The sequence below is a fragment of the Methanolobus mangrovi genome, assembly GCF_031312535.1.
In the GTDB taxonomy this organism is placed as follows: domain Archaea; phylum Halobacteriota; class Methanosarcinia; order Methanosarcinales; family Methanosarcinaceae; genus Methanolobus; species Methanolobus mangrovi.
The window spans coordinates 1,508,806-1,528,284 of record NZ_CP133594.1 but is presented as its reverse complement, the minus strand read 5'-3'; the positions used below and the strand labels follow the sequence as shown (position 1 = coordinate 1,528,284).

The 19,479-nt window shown below is 42.8% G+C and carries 22 protein-coding genes and 3 tRNA genes; 16 read left to right on the top strand and 9 right to left on the bottom strand.

All coding sequences use genetic code 11. The features are described from left to right. Position 1 precedes the first annotated feature (1 nt). From cmk to RE476_RS07205, 12 genes are all read left to right on the top strand, one after another. On the top strand, positions 2-529 hold the full coding sequence (gene cmk / locus RE476_RS07260) for a (d)CMP kinase (RefSeq protein ID WP_309306992.1): 528 nt from the start codon (positions 2-4) through the stop codon (positions 527-529). Positions 530-543: 14 nt separating this feature from the next. After that, complete coding sequence (locus tag RE476_RS07255; RefSeq protein ID WP_309306991.1) at positions 544-1,554, top strand: RNA-guided pseudouridylation complex pseudouridine synthase subunit Cbf5; 1,011 nt, start codon at positions 544-546, stop codon at positions 1,552-1,554. Between the two features lie 8 nt (positions 1,555-1,562). Continuing rightward, positions 1,563-1,649, top strand: a tRNA-Ser gene (locus RE476_RS07250). A 120-nt stretch (positions 1,650-1,769) separates the two neighbouring features. Then, positions 1,770-2,060, top strand: coding sequence for a hypothetical protein (locus RE476_RS07245; protein WP_309306990.1), 291 nt, complete (start codon positions 1,770-1,772; stop codon positions 2,058-2,060). A 139-nt stretch (positions 2,061-2,199) separates the two neighbouring features. Then, on the top strand, positions 2,200-3,303 hold the full coding sequence (locus tag RE476_RS07240; protein ID WP_309306989.1) for an MFS transporter: 1,104 nt from the start codon (positions 2,200-2,202) through the stop codon (positions 3,301-3,303). Between the two features lie 274 nt (positions 3,304-3,577). Further along, on the top strand, positions 3,578-4,024 hold the full coding sequence (locus RE476_RS07235; RefSeq protein WP_309306988.1) for a 30S ribosomal protein S13: 447 nt from the start codon (positions 3,578-3,580) through the stop codon (positions 4,022-4,024). Positions 4,025-4,037: 13 nt separating this feature from the next. Beyond that, on the top strand, positions 4,038-4,598 hold the full coding sequence (locus RE476_RS07230) for a 30S ribosomal protein S4 (protein WP_309306987.1): 561 nt from the start codon (positions 4,038-4,040) through the stop codon (positions 4,596-4,598). A 3-nt stretch (positions 4,599-4,601) separates the two neighbouring features. Beyond that, complete coding sequence (locus RE476_RS07225) at positions 4,602-4,985, top strand: 30S ribosomal protein S11 (protein WP_309306986.1); 384 nt, start codon at positions 4,602-4,604, stop codon at positions 4,983-4,985. Between the two features lie 22 nt (positions 4,986-5,007). Further along, positions 5,008-5,805, top strand: a complete 798-nt coding sequence (locus RE476_RS07220; RefSeq protein ID WP_309306985.1) for a DNA-directed RNA polymerase subunit D — start codon at positions 5,008-5,010, stop codon at positions 5,803-5,805. A 51-nt stretch (positions 5,806-5,856) separates the two neighbouring features. Beyond that, a tRNA-Leu gene (locus RE476_RS07215) sits at positions 5,857-5,944 on the top strand. A gap of 74 nt (positions 5,945-6,018) precedes the next feature. Continuing rightward, positions 6,019-6,106, top strand: a tRNA-Leu gene (locus RE476_RS07210). A gap of 264 nt (positions 6,107-6,370) precedes the next feature. After that, entirely contained in the window at positions 6,371-7,234 is an 864-nt protein-coding gene (locus RE476_RS07205) for an HD domain-containing protein (RefSeq protein WP_309306984.1), read from the top strand. A 135-nt stretch (positions 7,235-7,369) separates the two neighbouring features. Here the strand turns inward: RE476_RS07205 and uppS are convergent, their stop codons facing one another. From uppS to RE476_RS07190, 3 genes are all read right to left on the bottom strand, one after another. Further along, positions 7,370-8,242, bottom strand: a complete 873-nt coding sequence (gene uppS, locus RE476_RS07200) for a polyprenyl diphosphate synthase (RefSeq protein ID WP_309309573.1) — start codon at positions 8,240-8,242, stop codon at positions 7,370-7,372. 84 nt (positions 8,243-8,326) lie between these two features. Continuing rightward, on the bottom strand, positions 8,327-8,650 hold the full coding sequence (locus tag RE476_RS07195) for a DUF2551 domain-containing protein (RefSeq protein WP_309306983.1): 324 nt from the start codon (positions 8,648-8,650) through the stop codon (positions 8,327-8,329). Positions 8,651-8,756: 106 nt separating this feature from the next. Beyond that, the gene (locus RE476_RS07190) at positions 8,757-9,812 is read right to left on the bottom strand and encodes a radical SAM protein (RefSeq protein ID WP_309306982.1); all 1,056 of its coding nucleotides are present in this window, start codon (positions 9,810-9,812) and stop codon (positions 8,757-8,759) included. Between the two features lie 90 nt (positions 9,813-9,902). On the opposite strand from RE476_RS07190, the gene RE476_RS07185 reads away from it, so the two are divergent. Beyond that, the gene (locus RE476_RS07185) at positions 9,903-10,088 is read left to right on the top strand and encodes a DUF362 domain-containing protein (RefSeq protein WP_309306981.1); all 186 of its coding nucleotides are present in this window, start codon (positions 9,903-9,905) and stop codon (positions 10,086-10,088) included. Positions 10,089-10,113: 25 nt separating this feature from the next. Here the strand turns inward: RE476_RS07185 and RE476_RS07180 are convergent, their stop codons facing one another. From RE476_RS07180 to RE476_RS07165, 4 genes are all read right to left on the bottom strand, one after another. Then, complete coding sequence (locus RE476_RS07180; RefSeq protein WP_309306980.1) at positions 10,114-10,677, bottom strand: flavin reductase family protein; 564 nt, start codon at positions 10,675-10,677, stop codon at positions 10,114-10,116. Positions 10,678-10,738: 61 nt separating this feature from the next. Next, a complete protein-coding gene (locus tag RE476_RS07175) occupies positions 10,739-12,730 on the bottom strand; it encodes a hypothetical protein (RefSeq protein ID WP_309306979.1) in 1,992 nt (663 codons plus the stop codon). Beyond that, on the bottom strand, positions 12,666-14,525 hold the full coding sequence (locus RE476_RS07170) for a type II/IV secretion system ATPase subunit (RefSeq protein WP_309306978.1): 1,860 nt from the start codon (positions 14,523-14,525) through the stop codon (positions 12,666-12,668). The genes RE476_RS07175 and RE476_RS07170 overlap by 65 nt, the downstream gene beginning before the upstream one ends. A gap of 1 nt (position 14,526) precedes the next feature. Continuing rightward, on the bottom strand, positions 14,527-14,754 hold the full coding sequence (locus RE476_RS07165; protein ID WP_309306977.1) for a hypothetical protein: 228 nt from the start codon (positions 14,752-14,754) through the stop codon (positions 14,527-14,529). A gap of 225 nt (positions 14,755-14,979) precedes the next feature. On the opposite strand from RE476_RS07165, the gene xseA reads away from it, so the two are divergent. Together xseA and RE476_RS07155 are read left to right on the top strand one after the other, a co-directional pair. Further along, positions 14,980-16,203 carry an exodeoxyribonuclease VII large subunit gene (xseA, locus tag RE476_RS07160; protein WP_309306976.1) on the top strand — a complete coding sequence of 408 codons (1,224 nt, stop codon included), beginning with the start codon at positions 14,980-14,982 and terminating at the stop codon, positions 16,201-16,203. 4 nt (positions 16,204-16,207) lie between these two features. Next, on the top strand, positions 16,208-16,468 hold the full coding sequence (locus RE476_RS07155; RefSeq protein WP_309306975.1) for an exodeoxyribonuclease VII small subunit: 261 nt from the start codon (positions 16,208-16,210) through the stop codon (positions 16,466-16,468). Between the two features lie 114 nt (positions 16,469-16,582). Here RE476_RS07155 and ccsA read toward each other — a convergent pair whose 3' ends face one another. Beyond that, positions 16,583-17,671 carry a cytochrome c biogenesis protein CcsA gene (gene ccsA, locus RE476_RS07150; RefSeq protein WP_309306974.1) on the bottom strand — a complete coding sequence of 363 codons (1,089 nt, stop codon included), beginning with the start codon at positions 17,669-17,671 and terminating at the stop codon, positions 16,583-16,585. 1 nt (position 17,672) lies between these two features. Next, positions 17,673-18,704 carry a cytochrome c-type biogenesis CcmF C-terminal domain-containing protein gene (locus tag RE476_RS07145; protein WP_309306973.1) on the bottom strand — a complete coding sequence of 344 codons (1,032 nt, stop codon included), beginning with the start codon at positions 18,702-18,704 and terminating at the stop codon, positions 17,673-17,675. 197 nt (positions 18,705-18,901) lie between these two features. On the opposite strand from RE476_RS07145, the gene RE476_RS07140 reads away from it, so the two are divergent. After that, positions 18,902-19,435, top strand: a complete 534-nt coding sequence (locus RE476_RS07140) for a CDP-2,3-bis-(O-geranylgeranyl)-sn-glycerol synthase (protein WP_406600990.1) — start codon at positions 18,902-18,904, stop codon at positions 19,433-19,435. Positions 19,436-19,479: the final 44 nt, after the last annotated feature.

The following is a 19,479-nucleotide window of genomic DNA, read 5'->3' as shown; positions in this document are numbered from 1 at the left end:
AGTGTTAGTGACTATTAGTGGTCTTCCGGGAAGTGGTACTACCACTGTATCCCGGTTACTTTCTGAGAAATATGGTCTTGAAATGATATCTGCGGGGGAGGTTTTCCGTTCCCTTGCAAAAGAGTATGGTATGAGTTTGGCAGAGTTTGGTGCACTTGCCGAATCAGATGATAGTATTGATCTTGAGATCGATGAGCGTCAGAAAGAAATTGCCAACACTCGCGATAATATTATTCTTGAAGGAAGGCTTGCAGGTCATATGGCTGAAAAGGCCATGAAGGTCTGGATAAAAGCTTCAGTTGATGTTCGTGTGAAGAGAATTGTCAGCAGGGAAAGCGGTTCTTTTGAAGACAAGCTCAACGAAACTATCGAACGTGAGGCATCGGAAGCAATCCGGTATAAAACAATATATAATATTGATATTAACGATCTTTCTGTTTACGATCTTGTGATCGATTCCAGAAAGTGGGATCAATTCCAGATAGCTGATATTATTTCCTGTGCTATCGATCATACTTTTAACTTCTAATTTTGGCGGGTTCTATGAATTCTGGTATCTTACCTTCGGAATATAAACGTGAATTGGTGCATAAAGCAGAAGCAAAAACCAGCCCATTTTATGGCTGTTCTCCTTATGAACGTCCAATCAGACAGCATTTGGAAATGGGTGTTGTCAATCTAGACAAATCTGCAGGTCCCACAAGTCATGAAGTTACGGCCTGGGTCAAAGATATCCTTGAGCTGGGTAAGGCAGGTCATTCAGGTTCATTGGATCCTGTGGTGACTGGTGTACTTCCAATTATGCTTGGCAGGGCAACTAAGACCGTTGCAGCTCTTCGATTGTCGGGGAAAGAGTATATTTGCCTTATGACTCTGCATGAGTTCGTCCCTGAAAAAAAGGTTATCAGGGTTTGCAGGCAGTTCACGGGGCCTATTTTTCAAATGCCGCCAATTATTTCTGCTGTAAAACGTGCAGTTCGTGTGAGAAATATCTATTATCTTGAAGTTCTGGATGTAAAAGAGAAATCAGTTCTCATGAGAGTTGGCTGCGAAGCTGGTACCTATATGCGTAAGTTATGTCATGACATTGGTGTTGCACTGGGCTGCGGTGCTCACATGCAGGAACTTCGCAGGACTAAGACTGGTCCTTTCAGGGAGGATACTCTTGTGACTCTCCATGAGCTGAAGGATGCCTATGTTTTCTGGAAAGAGGATGGCGACGAATCATTCTTACGCGAGGTTGTCAGGCCTATGGAAGAAGGTCTTTCCCATCTGCCAAAAATTATTATTCGTGATAGTGCGGTGGATGCGGTATGCAGGGGTGCCGCAATAGCAGTGCCTGGTATATTAAGTCTTGACAAAAATATTGCAAAAGGTGATGATATTTGTCTTTTCACCTTAAAAGGTGAGGCTGTAGCGTTATGTACTTCTCTTATGGATACTGCTGAAATGCTTGAAAAGAAGCATGGAATCGTAGCTACGACCGAAAGAGTAATAATGGATGCTGGCACTTATGCGCAAGGTTGGCACAGCAAGCCACCAAAAACAGATTGAATACGTGTGCCGAGATAGTCTAGCGGTAGGGCGCAAGCCTGGAAAGCTTGTGGGGCATCCGCCCCTCGGGAGTTCGAATCCCCCTCTCGGCGCCATAACTTTTTTTTTAACATCTATTTGTCATTCAATGTATAATTTGATTTTTTACTTTGGACCACTTTAATTAGGTATTACTGGAAAACTACTCCACAAGTTTGGAAGAATGAGGCGATATAATGGATGATCTAAAAGTATTCAATATTAAATTAAACATGGATGTCAATGATGATGGGAGCACGCTGGTGACATGTCCTGAGTGTGAAGGCGAAATTAATGTGGTATTTTCCAATGTTGTAGATGATAGCATGGCGCTTGCCGAGTGTGTAGTATGTCCTCTTTGCAACAGTCGGTTGGATCAGGTGCATCCGTCTGAAGCGCTAATTGGTAAAATAGCTGATCATGTGGCAAGAGAATTATTGAAAAGTTTAGAAAGGGACCTTGGTCAAACGTTCAACAACCTTCAGTGATGCGTATTTTTTTAACTACCTAATGTCGACGGCTACTGCCTGATTCTAATTTCTCTTTAAGCATATGCGTGCCTGATGTGTTCATTATTCCTGTTCAATTTAACTATGGTTATGCTTTCAATAACTTAAAATACCCGGAATGGTTTTTGGTCCTTATACTACTATGAAAGTGAATACTATTCAGTTTTTGGCAAATGCCTCTCATATGATGTCCAACATTTTTATTCCTATATTTGCCAGGTCGCTGGGGGCTTCATTCTTTGAAGTAGGTGTCATTGCAGCATGTTTTAGTCTTGCTACGTTCGTTTCATCCTTTATATTCGGCAAAGCTGCTGATATAAATCGCCTTCGACCAATCGTTCTCGTTGGCCTGTTGATGTCCGCAATTGCTTTTTTATTGCAAGTATTTGCAAATGATACGCTTTCACTTGCTGCTATCCGTGCGTTGGTAGGCTTTTGTATGGGCATCTATCCGGCAGCGCTTACGGTATATGTATATTATCAAAAAGAAAGTATAGGCAAGTTTAGCTCATTTGGTTCACTGGGTTGGATGGCTGGTTTTCTGGTTGCAGGTTTTGTTGGGGATATCAAGTATCTTTTTATAATTTCTTCTTTTTTTTATTGTATTTCATTTCTGGCAGCATTGCAACTTAAAGATGTTGAAAAACCATCCCTGAAAGTAAGTTATTTTTCACTCAAAACTTTTAGGAAAAACATTGCAACTTATCTGTCAGTATTCGTTCGGCATACTGGTGCTGCAGGGGTGTGGGCCATATTGCCGCTATATCTTACATTCCTGGGAGCTTCCGGTGTATGGATAGGGCTTATCTATGCTATCAATCCCTTCCTGCAATTTTTGATTATGCGAAGGTTGGACAGGTTCGGGAATGAGTGGCTTATGAAATGGGGTTTTATAATGTCTGGACTGGCCTTTTTTGGATATTTTATGTCTCCAAATTACGTCTTCATAATTCCTGGTATGGTTTTTGTTGCATTTGGGTGGTCATTCCTTTTTGTAGGTGCCAGCCAGTTACTAATGGAGCGCAGTGACGAAAAAGCCACAGCAACAGGAATTCTTAATTCTGTGATAGCTGCAAGCAATATAGTTGGTGCTATTCTTGGCGGTGCGATGCTTCAGTTATACGGGTTTAAGGAAACGATGGTATTTGCTGTTCTTTGTTCCATTGCCGGTGTCATTATATTCAAAATACTTGATAGGCCATTTTTGCAATCAACTGCTTAAGTGTTGAAGTTAGGTATGTTTTCTGCTTCCTGATGTGTGGGTTTTCATAGAATAACTTTCGAAATCAATTTACAGGAAACTATTTATGTAATTAACCTATAGGGAATGTTCACTTGTATTGCTATTTTCTGTTACATGGATTGTGTAAATAAGAAACGTAGTATATTACGGTGAATTATTCTATTAATCTTTAGTCGCCTAGCCCTTTATTGGGTGTGTCGGAACTTTGTTCCGAGGCTACAGGACGCTTTGCGTCCCTAAGGAGGAAAAAATAATGGCAGATGAAGAAATAAGACATTTAGTCCGTATCATGAATACTGACCTTCAGGGTAGTCAGCCTGTAATGTATGCGCTGACAGGTATTCGCGGTATTGGACTTAGAACCTCAAGAATTATCGTCGAAAGCACAGGAGTAGACCCGAAGCAGACTATCGGTTATCTTCCTGATGAAGACGTTGCAAAGCTCGATGCAGCAATCGCTGATTTCGAAAATAAACTCCCAACCTGGATGCTTAACAGATGTGCAGATCCTATCACTGGTGAAAATAAACATCACCTTGGTCAGGACATAATCATGACCTTCAGGGAAGACATCAACAACCTGAAGAAGGTAAGAGCATACCGTGGTCTCAGGCACGAGAGAGGCCTTAAGGTCAGAGGTCAGAGGACAAAGTCCACCGGAAGACGTGGCTCAACCATTGGCGTAAGCAAGAAGAAGTAAATAAGGTGATCTCATGGGATATCCAGGTAAAAAAAGAAAGAGTTACGATACTCCAAAACATCCTTGGCAGGCAGCCAGGATGGCAACTGAAGTAGAGCTCCTTAAAAAGTACGGTCTCCGTAACAAGAAGGAACTCTGGAAGGCAGTCAGTATCCTTAGAAGATACAGAGGCGACGCTCGTAGGATTCTTGCAGAATCTGCAGAAACAGAACTTACAGGCCACCTTAAGACTGAATCTGACCAGATCCTTGAGAGGCTGAGAAGATTCTCAATCCTTCCATCCGATGCAAATATTGATGATATTCTTGCATTGCAGACTGAGACCATTCTGGAACGCAGGTTGCAGACTCAGGTATACAGGCTTGGTCTTGCAAGAACTCCAAAGCAGGCAAGGCAGTTCATTACACACGGTCACATTGCAATAGATGGCAAGAAAGCAACGATTCCTGGCATGCTTATATCACACACCGAAGAAATGCTGATTGATTACTATGGCAATTCACCACTCACTGGTGAATCACATCCTGAAAGGCCAGCACAGATAGCTTCAGCAATTGCAGGAAAGGAGGAGTAAGTTATGGCAGCAAATGGAATATGGGCTGTAGCACACATCAAATGCTCATTCAATAACACTATCATTACCGTGACTGATATCACTGGTGCTGAGACCATCGCCAAATCATCTGGTGGAATGGTTGTAAAGGCAGCACGTGATGAAAGTTCACCATACACCGCTATGCAAATGGCATCCCAGCTTGCTGATCTCCTTAGAGACAAGGGCATTGAAGGCGTTCACATCAAGGTGCGTGCACCAGGTGGAAACAAGCAGAGAAGCCCAGGTCCTGGAGCACAGGCAGCTATCAGGTCATTTGCCAGAGCAGGTATCAAGATTGGCAGAATACAGGATGTAACTCCTGTGCCACACGACGGTACACGTCCAAAGGGCGGAAGAAGAGTATAAAATAATAAATGGATATGAACTCATGACAATGGAAGTAGACATACTTGAGCTGTCAGAGAGGTCTGCAAAGTTTATATTGTCAAACGCAAGTGCAGCCTTTGCAAATGGTATAAGGAGAGCATCGCTCTCTGACGTACCTACTCTTGCAATAGATGACGTTAACATCTATAACAATACATCTGTCCTCTTTGACGAACAGTTAGCTTTAAGGCTTGGCCTTATTCCTTTGACAACAGACATTGAGGAGTTCGTACCTGTTGAAGAATGCACATGTGATGGTTCAGAATGCCCTGCATGCAAGGTATCTCTGACACTCAGTGCTGAAGGTCCGAGAATGGTATATTCAGGTGACCTTGTGTCATCTGATGAAAAAGTTCAGGCTGCCGATCAAAATATTCCTATTATTGATCTGAAAGAAGGCCAGAAGGTAGTGCTTGAAGCTATCGCTCACATGGGCTATGGTTATCAGCATGCAAAATGGCAGGCAGGCGTGGCCTGTGGCTACAAGAATATGCCCGTTGTCAAATTCGAGAACTGTGACCAGTGTGGTGCATGTGTGGATGAGTGTCCGAAAAACATTATTCACCTTGGTCCAAACGGCGCAGAAATATCTGGTGACGATATCCTGAAATGTATTCTCTGTAAACTCTGTGCATCAGCATGTGAAATTGATGCCATTACGGTGTCTGAAGATGAAAGTTCTTTCATTTTCACCATGGAATCTGATGGTTCATACACAGTTCAACAGTTAATTATAAATGCAGGAACAACTATTAGAGAGAAAGCCAGCCAGTTGGGGCAGATTTTAGAGTCTCTCTGACTTGGTTTAGGAGATTTTCTCTCCTAATCTTTATAGGATGTACTTCATGATGCGGGGGTTGCCCAGCCAGGCCAAAGGCGCTAGGTTGAGGGCCTAGTCTCGTAGGAGTTCGTGTGTTCGAATCACACCTCCCGCACCATACTTTCCGACATGTTACATCTTCAATGAAGATTCTTTCACTTTAATTAAAACAATTCCATCAGCAAATCTTATGCGGGGGTTGCCCAGCCAGGCCAAAGGCGCTAGGTTGAGGGCCTAGTCTCGTAGGAGTTCGTGTGTTCGAATCACACCTCCCGCACCAAGCTTTTTAAATCAATTATACTCCTCAGTGGTTACTATTTTTATTAATGCAAAAGCATGATTTAAAAGAACAAGATTGATTTATTTGATATTATTAGTGATACCTTTTTCTATTCATATGCTATCGTGCACCCTCTATAGAATACCGTTTTCTCCCAATCAGGGAAATCGGATCTCTTTTGTCGGGAGGATGTACTAATAGCTGCAAAGCATATAGGTTAAGACCTGTAAAGTTAGTATGTAGATCAATAACGGAGTTATTATTATGAAAATACGCGAGCTTATCAGCCAGCATTGCAACAACACTGAAAAAAAAGGAAACGGGATTACCATTCATACAGGTAATGTTTCTGAACCTATAGAAACACCTGAACTATTCAGCTATGTGGATTTCCTCTCCGAGGAACCTTCCAGGAAGGTATGGATCAGTGACCAATACAGGATGATATTAACAGAGATCAATGGCGAACTAACTGTTTATGAGCATGTGAGGCTGGCAAACTACAGGATACAGTTTCATGATCTCGAGGAGAAGTATGGGGAAGAAAAAGAGGATGATCTGCTCCAATTTGCTGATGTATTTGCTTTTGCCATCCATGAACACAAGAATGGTGTAAGAAAGTCAGGTACTCCGTACATATCACATCTAATGGATGTAGCATCCATCCTTCTCAAAGAGAATGCATCAGATGAACTTGTTTTAGCGGGATTGCTTCATGACATCGTTGAAGATACTGACGTTGATATTGCAACAATATTAAGAAAATATGGCCAGCAGATTGCTGATTACGTAGATGCTGTTACCGAACCTGAAGAGCTCAGGCAGCCTGCTACTGGCAACAAGGCACAAAACTGGAAAGAACGTAAGGAATATACCGTCAAATATATGGGACGGGCAAACAGGGAGATAAAACTCCTCTCATGTGCAGACAAGCTCGCCAATATCAGGGACCTTATCAGCGATATAAGGATGGAAGGGGAAGGGTTCTGGGACAAGTTCAATGCACCTAAGGAAGAACAGGAATGGTACTACAGGTCAATGCTGGAAACTTTTGCTACAGGTCCCCAGAATATTGCAGAGACTCGTACCTACTGTGATTTCAAGGAATGTGTGGAAAAGCTGTTCTGAACTGAGCGCTGTACTCTATATGGTAGCTTGTTTCTTAATTCCTGAAGGTTTTAATCTGTGGGTAGCTCTCAGCTTCAAGATGTATGATTATAACTTAAAGGGCAGCTTATAAGTGAAAAACAAGCAAAAGAAAGTTCAGTTCTTTACTTTGGAATGCTGTCTTACTTCTTCGATCTCCGCCTTTCCAAGGGCTTTCAGGAAATGTGCAGCACGAATGGTTGTATGCATTCTTCTTTCTTTCATACGGGCCTGATATACGCGTATGGAGCGAAGGAAATCTATCTTGCGGAACTCTGGCCAGAAAGGTGCACAGAAATATGCTGCACATTCGCTTCCATTGGCCTGCCATGGAAGGAAATTGGAGACTCTTTCATCTCCTCCTGTGCGTATGATAAGGTCCACATCAGGCAGTGCTGAGCCTCCTGCTGGATACAGGTGATTGGAGATGGTATCTTCATTGATATCTTCCGGTTCCAGCTCTCCTAATTCAACTTTACTGGCAATCTCTCTTACTGCCTGGACTATTTCCTGTCTGCCTCCGTATGCGATTGCTACATTGAGGTTGAACTTATCGTATACTGATGTTACAAGTTCAACATTTTTAATGGAATCGCGGAGAGATTCGGGCAATTTCTCGATATCGCCGATGGCATGAACTCTCATCTTTCTTTCATGCGTTCTTTCATCTACGACAATCTCATCAAATTTGAGTTTGATAAGGTCAAAGAGCTTATCTTTCTCATCGTCTGACCTGTTGAAATTCTCAGTCGAAAAAGCGTATATTGTGAGGTACTCTATTCCAAGTTCGGAGGACCATTCCATAACTTTTTCAGTAACATTTGCTCCTATGCGGTGCCCAAATGATGTCATCTGGCCAAACTTACGCGCATACCTGCGGTTTCCGTCCATAATAATGGCTACGTGCCTTGGAACATCTGCATTTAGAACTTCCTGCGTAAGCAGACGTTCATATCCTTTGTAAAATATTCGGGGTATACGTCTTAGTATGGGTGACACTCCCGTGCATTACGTAGAGTATAGTTTCTTTAAATCGTGAAACCTTTCAAATACGAAAAAGAATGTAGGGGTATATTAGTAGTTATCAAGAACGGTTCTTACAATATCCCTGTAATCTTCCTTTAGCAAGTATATATTGTGATCTCCGGTAACATCAATACTCAGTATCCCTAATCTGGTGTTCATGAGACCTACCATTGCGGAGACGCCTCTGTAACTCACGTCAAAATCCGTATTATGAAGATGCTCGTACACGTCACCTGTAGTGAATTTACCACCATTAAGGAACAATTTCAGTACTACTTTTCGTATACCAGTATCATCGCGACTAAGATATTTTATTAGTCTTTCTCTTACTCGCTCTTCAATCGTTTCCAGTACAAACACCTCTTTCTTCAATATGTTATTTTATCTTATAAAACTATTTATTTGAAATAGTCTTAAAATCCGTATTGGATATGGAAATTGTACCATCTATATCATTCTCCCATATATATTTTAGCTTTTACAGGGGTATCTTCTCAACAATTAATCCATCCATGAGAGGATATCTTTCAAGAATGTACAATTTTCTTATCGGACTCCTGATGGATTCCGCGATTTCCTCCAGTATCCACCCGGCAATATCTATTCCATCAGCAGTGGTTTCCATCATTTCAGGCGGAACTTCCATCTGCAATAGTTCATTACTTGCAGTTTTTATATCTTCATTCACAGCACATTCGATGTGTCCGTAATATATGGTGCCGTCCTCGCTAATCTCATCAAATGGCCGTGCCGTATTCTCAGCAATGCGTATGAGTCTTTTTCGAAGCTGCACCGCATCTTTGTAACTTGATGAGCAGAAATGTATCTTATCACAAGCTGGGGCAATTTCAGCTGCATATTCCTCTGAGCCGATAACTGCATTTGATACATCATCTCTCAGGGTATAACCTTTTGCTTTCATAGCATCAGTATTTGTGTCTGAGAACTCCAGTTCATTAAGGTTAAGGAAGCATCCGGCCTTCTCTGCAAAAAGTGCCACATTTTCAGCACCCTTGATCGAAGGTATCTCAATTCCGACTTCCATTCCCAGTTCTTTTGCAAAGGTTATTGAATCTGCATAGCTGGTATCATCCATTCTGTCCCACAGTTCCACTGCAGGGTGGAATCTGATTTCATCAAGTCCTGCTTCAGCCAGTTCATTTAGCATTTTCCTGTCTGGTGCAATGGACGTATACATGTGTATGTGATGCTTCATCCCGAATTCAGTTTTCAGTAATTTAATATAATGGATAACCAAATTCTTTTTTAAAAGCGGCTCTCCACCGGTAATCCCTGTTCCAAGTGCATCCATTTGTCTTACTTCTTCAAGTACATCCTTGTCAGTAAAGACCTTTCGTTCATTAGCATACGTAGCATCAGTACGCCTCTCGTCTGAAACAGGACAGTAGAAACAATCCTTCGGGCAGATCCCTGTAATAAAAAGAACCATCTTTGCTCCCTGCTGGCAGAGTTTGCAGCCATCTGAAAGAAAAGAATAGAAAGAACCTGCTTCACCTTGAATTATTTCACTCATTCAGGTTTCCTATAACCTGCATGTATATAAGGCTATTTTATTGTCCTATATCCGAAATATTATTTACGATCTAAACAATAATCAGTTCCGATGGAAGAGCGTGAAGGCTTTATTGTGGCCATTGGATGCAGAAAATGTGGTAAGTGCGAGAACATCTGTCCAAATGGTGCACTTTACAGGATCAATGGTTTTGTTAATGTGGATCATGAAAAATGTGATCTCTGTATGGAATGCGTAAAAACATGTCCTAACAAGGCGCTGGTATATATGGAATGAACAAAGCCATTCCATAGTTTCGCAGTTATTTCTCCATTCCTATGGAAAATGCCTTGCCAAGTAATTCGCCAACGCCATAATAATTTCTTTCAGGTGAGTAAATTATGGGTTTTATCTTTCTGATGGCCGGATTCCCATTCTCATCAAGTACTGACTCATCTGCTTTGATGTCTATGATCTCTCCAATGAACTGCGTATGAAGTCCCAGTTCAAAGCTGTGTACAAGTTTGCATTCAAGTACAATAGGGAATTCTTCTATGTAAGGTGCATATACCAGGTCGCTTTTTACAGCCGTAAGTCCTGTCTTTTCAAACTTATCCACGTCCTTTCCACTTGCCATACCAAAGTAATCTGTTTCCTTCACGTATTTTTCAGAGGGGATATTTATGGTAAAAGCTTCTTTCTCCATTATATTGGCATAAGTGTAAGTGGCCTTGCGCATGGAAACACTGATGCATGGTGGTTCTGAGCAGCAGATACCTCCCCAGGCCGCAGTCATTACATTTGCATTCCCAAACATGTCATAGCTTCCAACAACCCATGCGGGTGTCGGGTAAGCTAAGGATTTTGCTCCGATTGATTTTTTCATAGGATACACCTCTATAAAAAAAAGGGATTATGCAACCTTTAATCTTGCGGCAGTTACTCCCTCATATCATTCCCCTGAAGATGACCCTTGAAAAAATGGTTGAAACCGTAAAGACTATTATGGTAACTGGTAGAATCTGCCCTATCTCATATCGCAACTGTGCCCTGTCACCTCCAAATTCGATAGTGCCTGAAAAACGAATTAGTATGACCGTTATCAGTATAATGTATATTCCAATGGCGAACATGAAAAGGTCAGAGGGTATGGACTGGTTCAGGTTTTCGGGTGATATCTGTGCGGGACCTGGAAACGCATTTTCAGGGAGACGATTGATGCTGTCTGATATGTTCTGGAGGATCTTTGCTATCACTTCAGAGAGAGCAATTGTAACTCCTGCTATCAGGGGTGCAAAGACAGCAGCGGTTGTACGCATGGTTGAGGTCATATCATAGAGTGATTGTTTTATGTTCAACTCTACGTTCTGGAGTTCCTTGAGGTGGTCTGCAAGCTTGACAATGGCAACACCTGCCACGACATGGCTTTTGTGTGCACTTTCAACGAAAAGCATCATGGTAGTCTTTATCCTTTCGGAATATATGTCCCTGAATGCTCCGAATTCCTCGTCAAATATCGCGGAATGGATATCTGTTCTCATATTCATCAGGTTAAGTGATATCCTCTCAAATGCAGTTGCTATATCTGAACCCTGCATGGTCGCAGCTGTGTGGATGAAAGCTTCTTCAGCAGACCTGCCTTCGGATATTCTCCGTCCAAGGACAAATAGTGCATCTGAAAACTCGTTCTCCATTCTGCGTATTTCATCCCGTATCTTCTTGTAAGGCGCGTAGCTGATATTCAAATAAACTGCAACCCCGAATACAATGCCCCATATCATGAAAAGCGAGGGAGGAATAATACCGTCCAGCGTCGCTGTTGATACTATATTCCAGGGGTTCCCTTTGTAAATCAAAATGTACCCGAGTGAGGATATTACAATCCCTATAGCTGAAGAAAGCAGCATAGCCTGTTGTTTTCTCTTTTTGATGTTAGTGAGTTCCGGATGACTTTCAGGTATGTCCTGCGGAATAAAAGCAGCAGGGCGTTGCATCAGTATGTACTCTGCATATGCAAAGGTCAGCAGTGGAAGCACCACATCATATACTATCACAAGGGTTCCGATACCAAAACGTATTCCTACAACGGTTATAGCAGGCATCAGGGCTACAAGTGCAAGTGGTATCAGGATGAATATGGAATAAAGGACATAGGTGGGAGTTTTTAGCTTTGAGGCAAAACTATCCATGAGGTTGCGTGTACTTTCAAGTACAAGGTCCAGTGACCTGTTGAGTGTGATGACTCTCTGTGCTTCATCAGGTTCGCTCGTAGAACTTTTTATAAGATGCAATGCCCTTTTGAAATATTCGCTGTCCTTTCCCCATAGATTGGAGAACTCAAGGATTGCGTCATCAATTCCTCTGTATTCCCTCACATGCAGGTTCCATATCATTTTTTTCAGGTCCTTTGCAAGGGGCCTGCTGGAATTACTGGCTGCAAAACGAATGGCAACCTCCATGTTTGGTACAAGTTTCATTGACATTACAATGTAGCTGATTATCTCCGGTATATCACCAAGAGAGCTTACCTTCATCCACTTTGCATGTATCTTGATGTACTCGCTCATGTAAAGCAGTACAGCCAATGGAAATAACAGGCTCAATAATACTACTGCTCTGCTGGTGGATGCTTCAAAGGAAGTGATCCTGAAAAGAAAAAAGTCAAAAATGAGAATTCCTGTCAGTGCAAGGGCTGCAGCCACATAGGAAAATAGTACGGTTTCATGTGGCTCAAGTCCAAATCCTGTATAGACCATAGCATTATGGTAGTTCTCACTGGTAGCATTATCGGATTTCTGGCGGAAAACCTCGAAATCCTTTACAAGCCATCTGAAGTTTGCAGATGTGAACTTGCAGCTATGGTAGTACCAGTTCTCATTGTACAACCTGACCACCTGCGTAGATGTGGTGCTCAAGTTGCCCTGCAGTTTTCGTTCCATCCGCTATTATGGCAGAGTTCTCTTCTTTCTTGCCGGCAAACCTGTTGAACCAGTCTAGCCATCTATCATAGACTCTCTGGTAATCGGTTCCGCCAGATTCTGCAATTTCCCTGTCCATAAGCAGCCAGAACATGTTGTTCGCAACAGCCACATTCCTTGCTTCCAGCAGATGTTGGTCTTCTTTGGCATACTCTGCTATCTTTGCTTTTATTTGTGCCCTCATGCGTATGTTGCGGGAAGCCTCATCCATGGAAATGCCCCATTTATCTGCTATCTTTCCAATAAGGGCAGATTGTCCCCTGTCCATTATGTCAGAAGGTTTGAGGCAGTCTTCCTGAGCATTGTAAGTGAGTATGTCCGAAAACACTTTTCCACAATTCCCTTCCCATTTTTCATTGACCTCGGCAACCTGCATGACTCGTCGCTTCATTGTCATGCTTCCGGCTATTCTGGTATTGGAGCAGACAATGACTGCATCAGTTGCCTTGAATGATGCAGGTGGAACTCCCAGTGTATTCACAATTCTTTCGTAAACTGCATCTGTGGATGACCCGTGTATGGTTCCTATGACTGAGTTTCCGGCAGCACCTACTTGCATTGCTTCATATAATGCGGCTACTTCAGGACCTCTTACCTCTCCCATAATGAGGGATGAGCTACCAAGTCTCAGGGATGCCCGCAGTGCCACAGTAGGCTCTATCTCAATACCGTACTTCATGATAGCAGATTGTGAGTTGAGCCCCTGGACTTTCCAGCCCATTTCCTGGAACTCTTCAACAGGTATCTCAGGAGTGTCCTCAATGGTTATCATTCGGTATTTCTGCGGCATTTCCATGATCAAGGCGCACATGAGTGAAGTCTTTCCAGCCCCCACGCCTCCTGCAACCAGAACAGAGTCCTGTCCATCCATGATGAAACTGAGAAGGCCTGCGGTGAGTGGTGAGATGGAGCCGTTATTGATGAGCTTTGGCAATGTCCAGGGGTCCTTTGCATGTTTCCTGAAGGCATAGGCAATCCCTTTTGCACTCAGTGGATCTCCTATGACTGAAACACGCACTCCGTATTCGCTGAGGAACATCTCAAGTACAGGTGTCGCTTCCCCGAAAGGACGCCCGCTAATTGAACGAAGTCTTGACACCATGGATTCCATGTCTTCTGAAGAGAGGTATATGTTGGTGACACACTCCTCACCATCAAGTACTACGTGTACAGGATTCCGGTCGGCCGGTGCGTTCACATAAACATCAGTGACACGTTCATCGGACAGCAGGTCTTCAAGTATTCCGAGTCCTGTGGTATATTTTGTGAGCAGGTCGCTGCATATATTCACTTTTGCAGGATTGGAGATTATTTCGTCAACATCATTCTCATCGAGCAGGAGTTGTTTGCTGAGCCTGCGGAAGTATTCTCTCGAATTTGCAGGGTCGGCAAACTGCAGATCTGCAGGCCGGTGCATTATCATCTTTTTCCTGATCCTTTCTATCAGTTTGAGCTCTTTTTCTTCAAGGGAATATTCTATCGGGCTGATCATGTACATTTTTTCAGGACGGTCAGCTAACTGGTATATGTTCACCGGCAACTTTCTCTCATTCTGATAACTGATGTCGTAACATTCCTGGAAAATGGTGTTATCCGGTGGCTCTGTGTAGATCCTGGATGTAGAAAAAGGAGGTCTCACATAGGACTTGAGGTGCTTTTCATATTCAAATCCGTATTCATTATCACATTCTACTGTGATTTTGTCGGGCACTTTGAGAGTAATGTTCTTTGTAATTCCTTTTGAAATGGATTCCATTTCACAGAGGACACCTGTGAATTTTTCTCTGCATAGAACACATTCTGTCCGGATGTAAGGATACACCTGACCAGAATTTATTGAATGCCCTGTTGATCTTTCCTTTAGTATCCGGCATACTATCGGCTGGCCTTCGTTCAGACAGGACCAATTGCATTTGTTGATATTGTGTGATGCCCGTAGTATCGTTTTTCAATATCCGGTCAGTTTCTACTTTGTCAAATGTCACGTTTTTAGCTCACGGGTCAAGTTTTTTAAGAAAAACAGAATAATCTATTAAAAGATTTCGAAATTAATTTCTAATAATTTAATTTTTAATACGCTTATATTTTATGAAGTACTTGCAGCAGTTATAATCAATCGGCAACAAGCGTTAATATAATACTTTCACATAACTTCCGTCTGGATTTTATATTCCCGGTGCCTAATTTATTAAAGAGGCCGGAGATTCTATATGGGTATATATACTGTTTCGCAATTGAATGAATATATCAAGCAGGTTCTAACACAGGACCCGCAGCTAGGGCAACTATGGGTGCGTGGTGAGATATCAAATCTGACAAAACATAGCTCTGGCCATTATTATTTTACCCTGAAGGACAAAGGTGCCCAGATTAGTTGTGTGAGCTTCCGGATGACCAACCGTACCCTGAAGTTCGAACCTGAAGCATCCATGAAGGTTCTTGTTTTCGGAACAGTGGATGTTTATACCGTACGTGGTCAGTACCAGTTGAGAGTACTGGATATGCGTCCTGATGGAATAGGTGAGCTTTACAAGGCTTATGAGCAACTCAGGAACAGGCTGCAGGATGAGGGTTTATTTGATGTGTCTCACAAGAAAAAGATCCCTCGTTTTCCGGGGAAGGTGGGGGTGGTCACCTCGCCAACAGGGGCTGCAATTCATGATATACTCCACGTGCTGAAACGCAGGTTTCCGGTTGATGTGTTGCTCAGTCCGGCAATTGTTCAGGGGGAGAACTCCGCCCAAAGTATCGTCCGGTCGATCGAATATCTCAATAAGACTGATGTCGACGTAATAATTGTTGGCAGGGGTGGCGGCTCTCTTGAAGACCTGTGGTCTTTTAATGAGGAAACCGTTGCAAGGGTAATATTTGATTCCGGAGTACCAATAATCTCGGCAGTGGGGCATGAAACGGATTACACAATTGCTGATTTCGTAGCGGATGTCAGGGCTCCGACACCATCTGCAGCTGCAGAGATAGCGGTTCCGGAAAAGTCCGAGTTGAAGAAACATGTTCTCTCCCTGTCATCACGTATGGAGCAGGCTGCAATACATTTCATATCCGACAAATACCACCATCTGGAATATCTTTATTCAAGGATAGAGCCGGAAAGGTTCGCTGAGATACTGCGACGTGATATGCAAAGGGTTGATGAACTCAGCTCACGCATGGAATTCGGACTCCGAAAGATCATTGAATCAAAGGCATCCTCACTTTCTGGTCTTGCAGGGCGTCTGAACGCCATAAGTCCTTTGAACACACTGGAGCGGGGTTACAGTATCGCTCTTCGCAGTAGGGATCATAGCATTGTGAGGCATATCGGTGATGTAGGTCCTGATGAATGCCTGGATCTGAGGGTAATTGACGGTACTGTGGAATGCAAAGTGACAGGTGTTAAGCCAGAAAACAGGAACATTGGTGAGAAAAGGAGTTGAGTCTATGGAAGAAGGGAAGAATGATTCAGAAGGGATAGAAGGGCTGGATGAAATAAGTTTTGAAAACTCTCTGGAAGAGCTTGAATCCCTTGTAGAGAAGCTTGAAAAGGGCCAGCTTACCCTTGATGAGAGTCTTGGGATATTTGAGCGTGGAATGAAACTTGCCCGCGTATGCAATCAGAAGTTATCAAAAGCTGAAAGGAAGATCGAAGTACTGATCGAAGAGAATGGCAGGCTGAAGACTGAAACATTCATTGATGAATGATTTTGATATGGGGGAATGGGTGGAAAAAGGTTTTGACGGTCAAAGATACAAATCCATGATTTCTATGTAGTGAAAAAATAAAAAAAACAGAAAAATGATTTGAAAGGTTCAGACTTAGTCTGTTGCCGTTCCTTTCTTATCATCCTCATCTTCAAGATATCTTTTTGCTAACAGGAATACACTGCTTCCTGTGAGCATTATCAGGAATATGGCAATAATAAGGCCTTCTGTTGTAAAATCCTGCCATGAGTGTACTGAAGCCCATATTCCGCTTCTTGTTACAAAGGTTGCGAATATAACCAGTATGAACGAGGCAACTGCAAGCAGTGGTGCCAGGAATCCGTATTCGCCATGTTTTGTACGTGTATGGGCATGCAGGTAGGCTGTGGCAGTTATCCATGGTATGAGTGAGGATGTTTCCACAGGGTCCCATGTCCAGTACCATGCTCCCCATCCGAGTACCTCATATGCCCAGAATCCTCCGAGTCCTATTCCAAGTGTGAGGAAAAGCCATGCAATTCTCATCCAGTCCCTTGCTACAAGTGTCCAGCGGCTGTCCTTTGTAATAAGGTTGCCAATGGCAGCTGCAAAAGGTATGGTAAAAGCTGCATAGCCCAGGAACAGTACGGGCGGATGGACAGCCATCCAGGGGTTGCGCAAAAGCGGGTTCATTCCCTGACCGTAGGGTACATCGTAGAGTATAGCGAAAGGGTTCCAGTTAGTTGCTTCGATGGTGCCTGACGGGAGTATACGGTACGCAGAGAATGGGTTGTCAATCACAAGCAGTATCAGGAATACGGACACAACCATCATGGTTACAATTCTTGTGATGTCTATCATTCTTGTTTCTGACAATTCTTTTGTGTGTCCGATGTAGCGGAGAAGCAAAAGCATTACAAGTGTCGCCCACGTCCAGAGCAGAAGGGAACCTTCCTGTCCGGCCCAGAAGGCCGATATGCGATAGAACCATGAAAGGTCTGTGCTGGAGTGATCGAATACGTATTCGTAGGAAGCATTGACACTCAGGAGTTGTATTACAAGTATGAATGACGAGAGGGTAATGCATGCCGTACACAGCATTTCCAGCTTATTCCAGCGCATTTTTGCCCTGTGGTTCGATGCTGTATAATAGTTAATAGAATAGAATGTGGCTCCCCATCCACAGATGAAGGCCAGCCATATGAGAATCATTCCTAAATTCAAATCATCGCCTCTTTCCTTTTGCTCGCTTTGCCTTACGTTTTTCTATTTCCTGCTCGAGCATGTGGTCATATCTTCCTTCGTTTGTTTTGTTGCTTATGCCGGAGGGTCCTGGTTTTGTATCTGTCTTGCGGTCTGTTACCAGCAGGGCAATGATACCTATCACCATCAGGTAGATTCCTCCCCATAGAAAGTTGATGAAGGGTACGGTTCGCATGTAGAGGTCTATCTCACTCTCGGATTCATCAATGGCTCTTGGTGCTATGAAAAGTTCTTCAGTGAGTCCGCGGTTGATGTAAGTGGTTGTGTATGTTTGTCCCCATTTGAAATCGGTGATATAATTAACATGTCCGGTCTTGAAATAATTCCCGTTCTTATATATGTCAAAAGCAATTTCTGTAGTGTAGGATGATGCCGGATTATTTCTGAAAGCCTCTCCGCTGTAGTATGAATCCATGCTGTTGATCTTTAATTGGTAGTGCTGGCCTTCAAAAGAGCCGGTCTGCCCTGTTCCAAGCACAGCGGAACTTTCCATTTTCATGTTCGAGCTGAGGATTATTCCCAGTAGAATTAATATAATTCCTACATGGATCACGTGTGCGCTGAGCTTCTTTACCTTTGCTGAAGCAGTAGCATTTTTGTTGTTGCTGTATATCTTAAAAATCCTGTAAAAGGTTGCCAGCAGGGCAACGATAAGTATGGGCAATGAAATGTCCATAGGCATATTCCCAAAAGGGGAGAATACTGCAAAAACGATTGATAGGGCGGCAGAAGATCCTACTATTGGGTAGATGTACTTGCGGTCTGCATAACCTACGAGCATACCTGTACTCAGGATAAGAATCAGGATGGCAACAGGAATTGCAGTTCTGTTATTGAAATATTCCGGTTCAAGGCTAAGCTCGACTCCGGTTGTGAGTTTTGCAATAAGGGGTGTTAACATCCCCATTGTTATTATTGTTGCCAGTAGTAGAAAAGTGACAACAGCCGCAAGCATGGTATTACTTGTTGTCGGATAGGGTATTTTGTTTTTCATCTTGCGGCAAATTTTATGTATACAACATATTTATAGTTAGAGATAAGGGCAACTCACATATGTATAATATATTTATAATTAGAGATGTTTTATCAGTCGTGCTTCGATATATTAAATAATGATGTTGTATATCAGAACAGAGCAATAAATGTGAGTTGATAACTACGATAGAGATGCTGATAATTGCTGTCTGGCTAATGCTTCCTGCTTATATTCCCAGTCCTCTTGCGGCTGTCTTTGGTGGAGGTAAGCCAATTGACGGTGGCAGAACAATGAGTGATGGGCGGCGTATATTGGGGGACGGGAAAACATACCGCGGTCTTCTGGCAGGCTTATTCTTTGGAATGGTAGTGGGTCTGCTGCAAATGTATTATCTGTCTAAGAGAACAACATTGTTCTCAGTTGAGCTTCCATCGTTTGCAGGAAATGGCATGAGTGCCAGTGCTATTATTGTGATATTTGCATTGGCTTTTGGTTCCCTTTTCGGGGATATGTTCATGAGTTTCTTCAAGAGGAGACTTGGACTTAAAAGAGGCGCTCCCCTGCCTGTTGTTGACCAGCTTGATTTTGTTTTCGGTGCATGGCTGTTAACATACATAGCATCTCCTGCCTGGTTCACAGCTAATTTCACAATTCCAATAATCATAGTGCTGCTGGTGCTGACTCCTGTTCTGCATCTGGGTACGAATATCATAGGATATTTCATCGGGGTCAAGAATGAGCCCTGGTGAGCTTAAAAATAATTCTTTTAAACTTTTTAGTTATAGGTGATCAA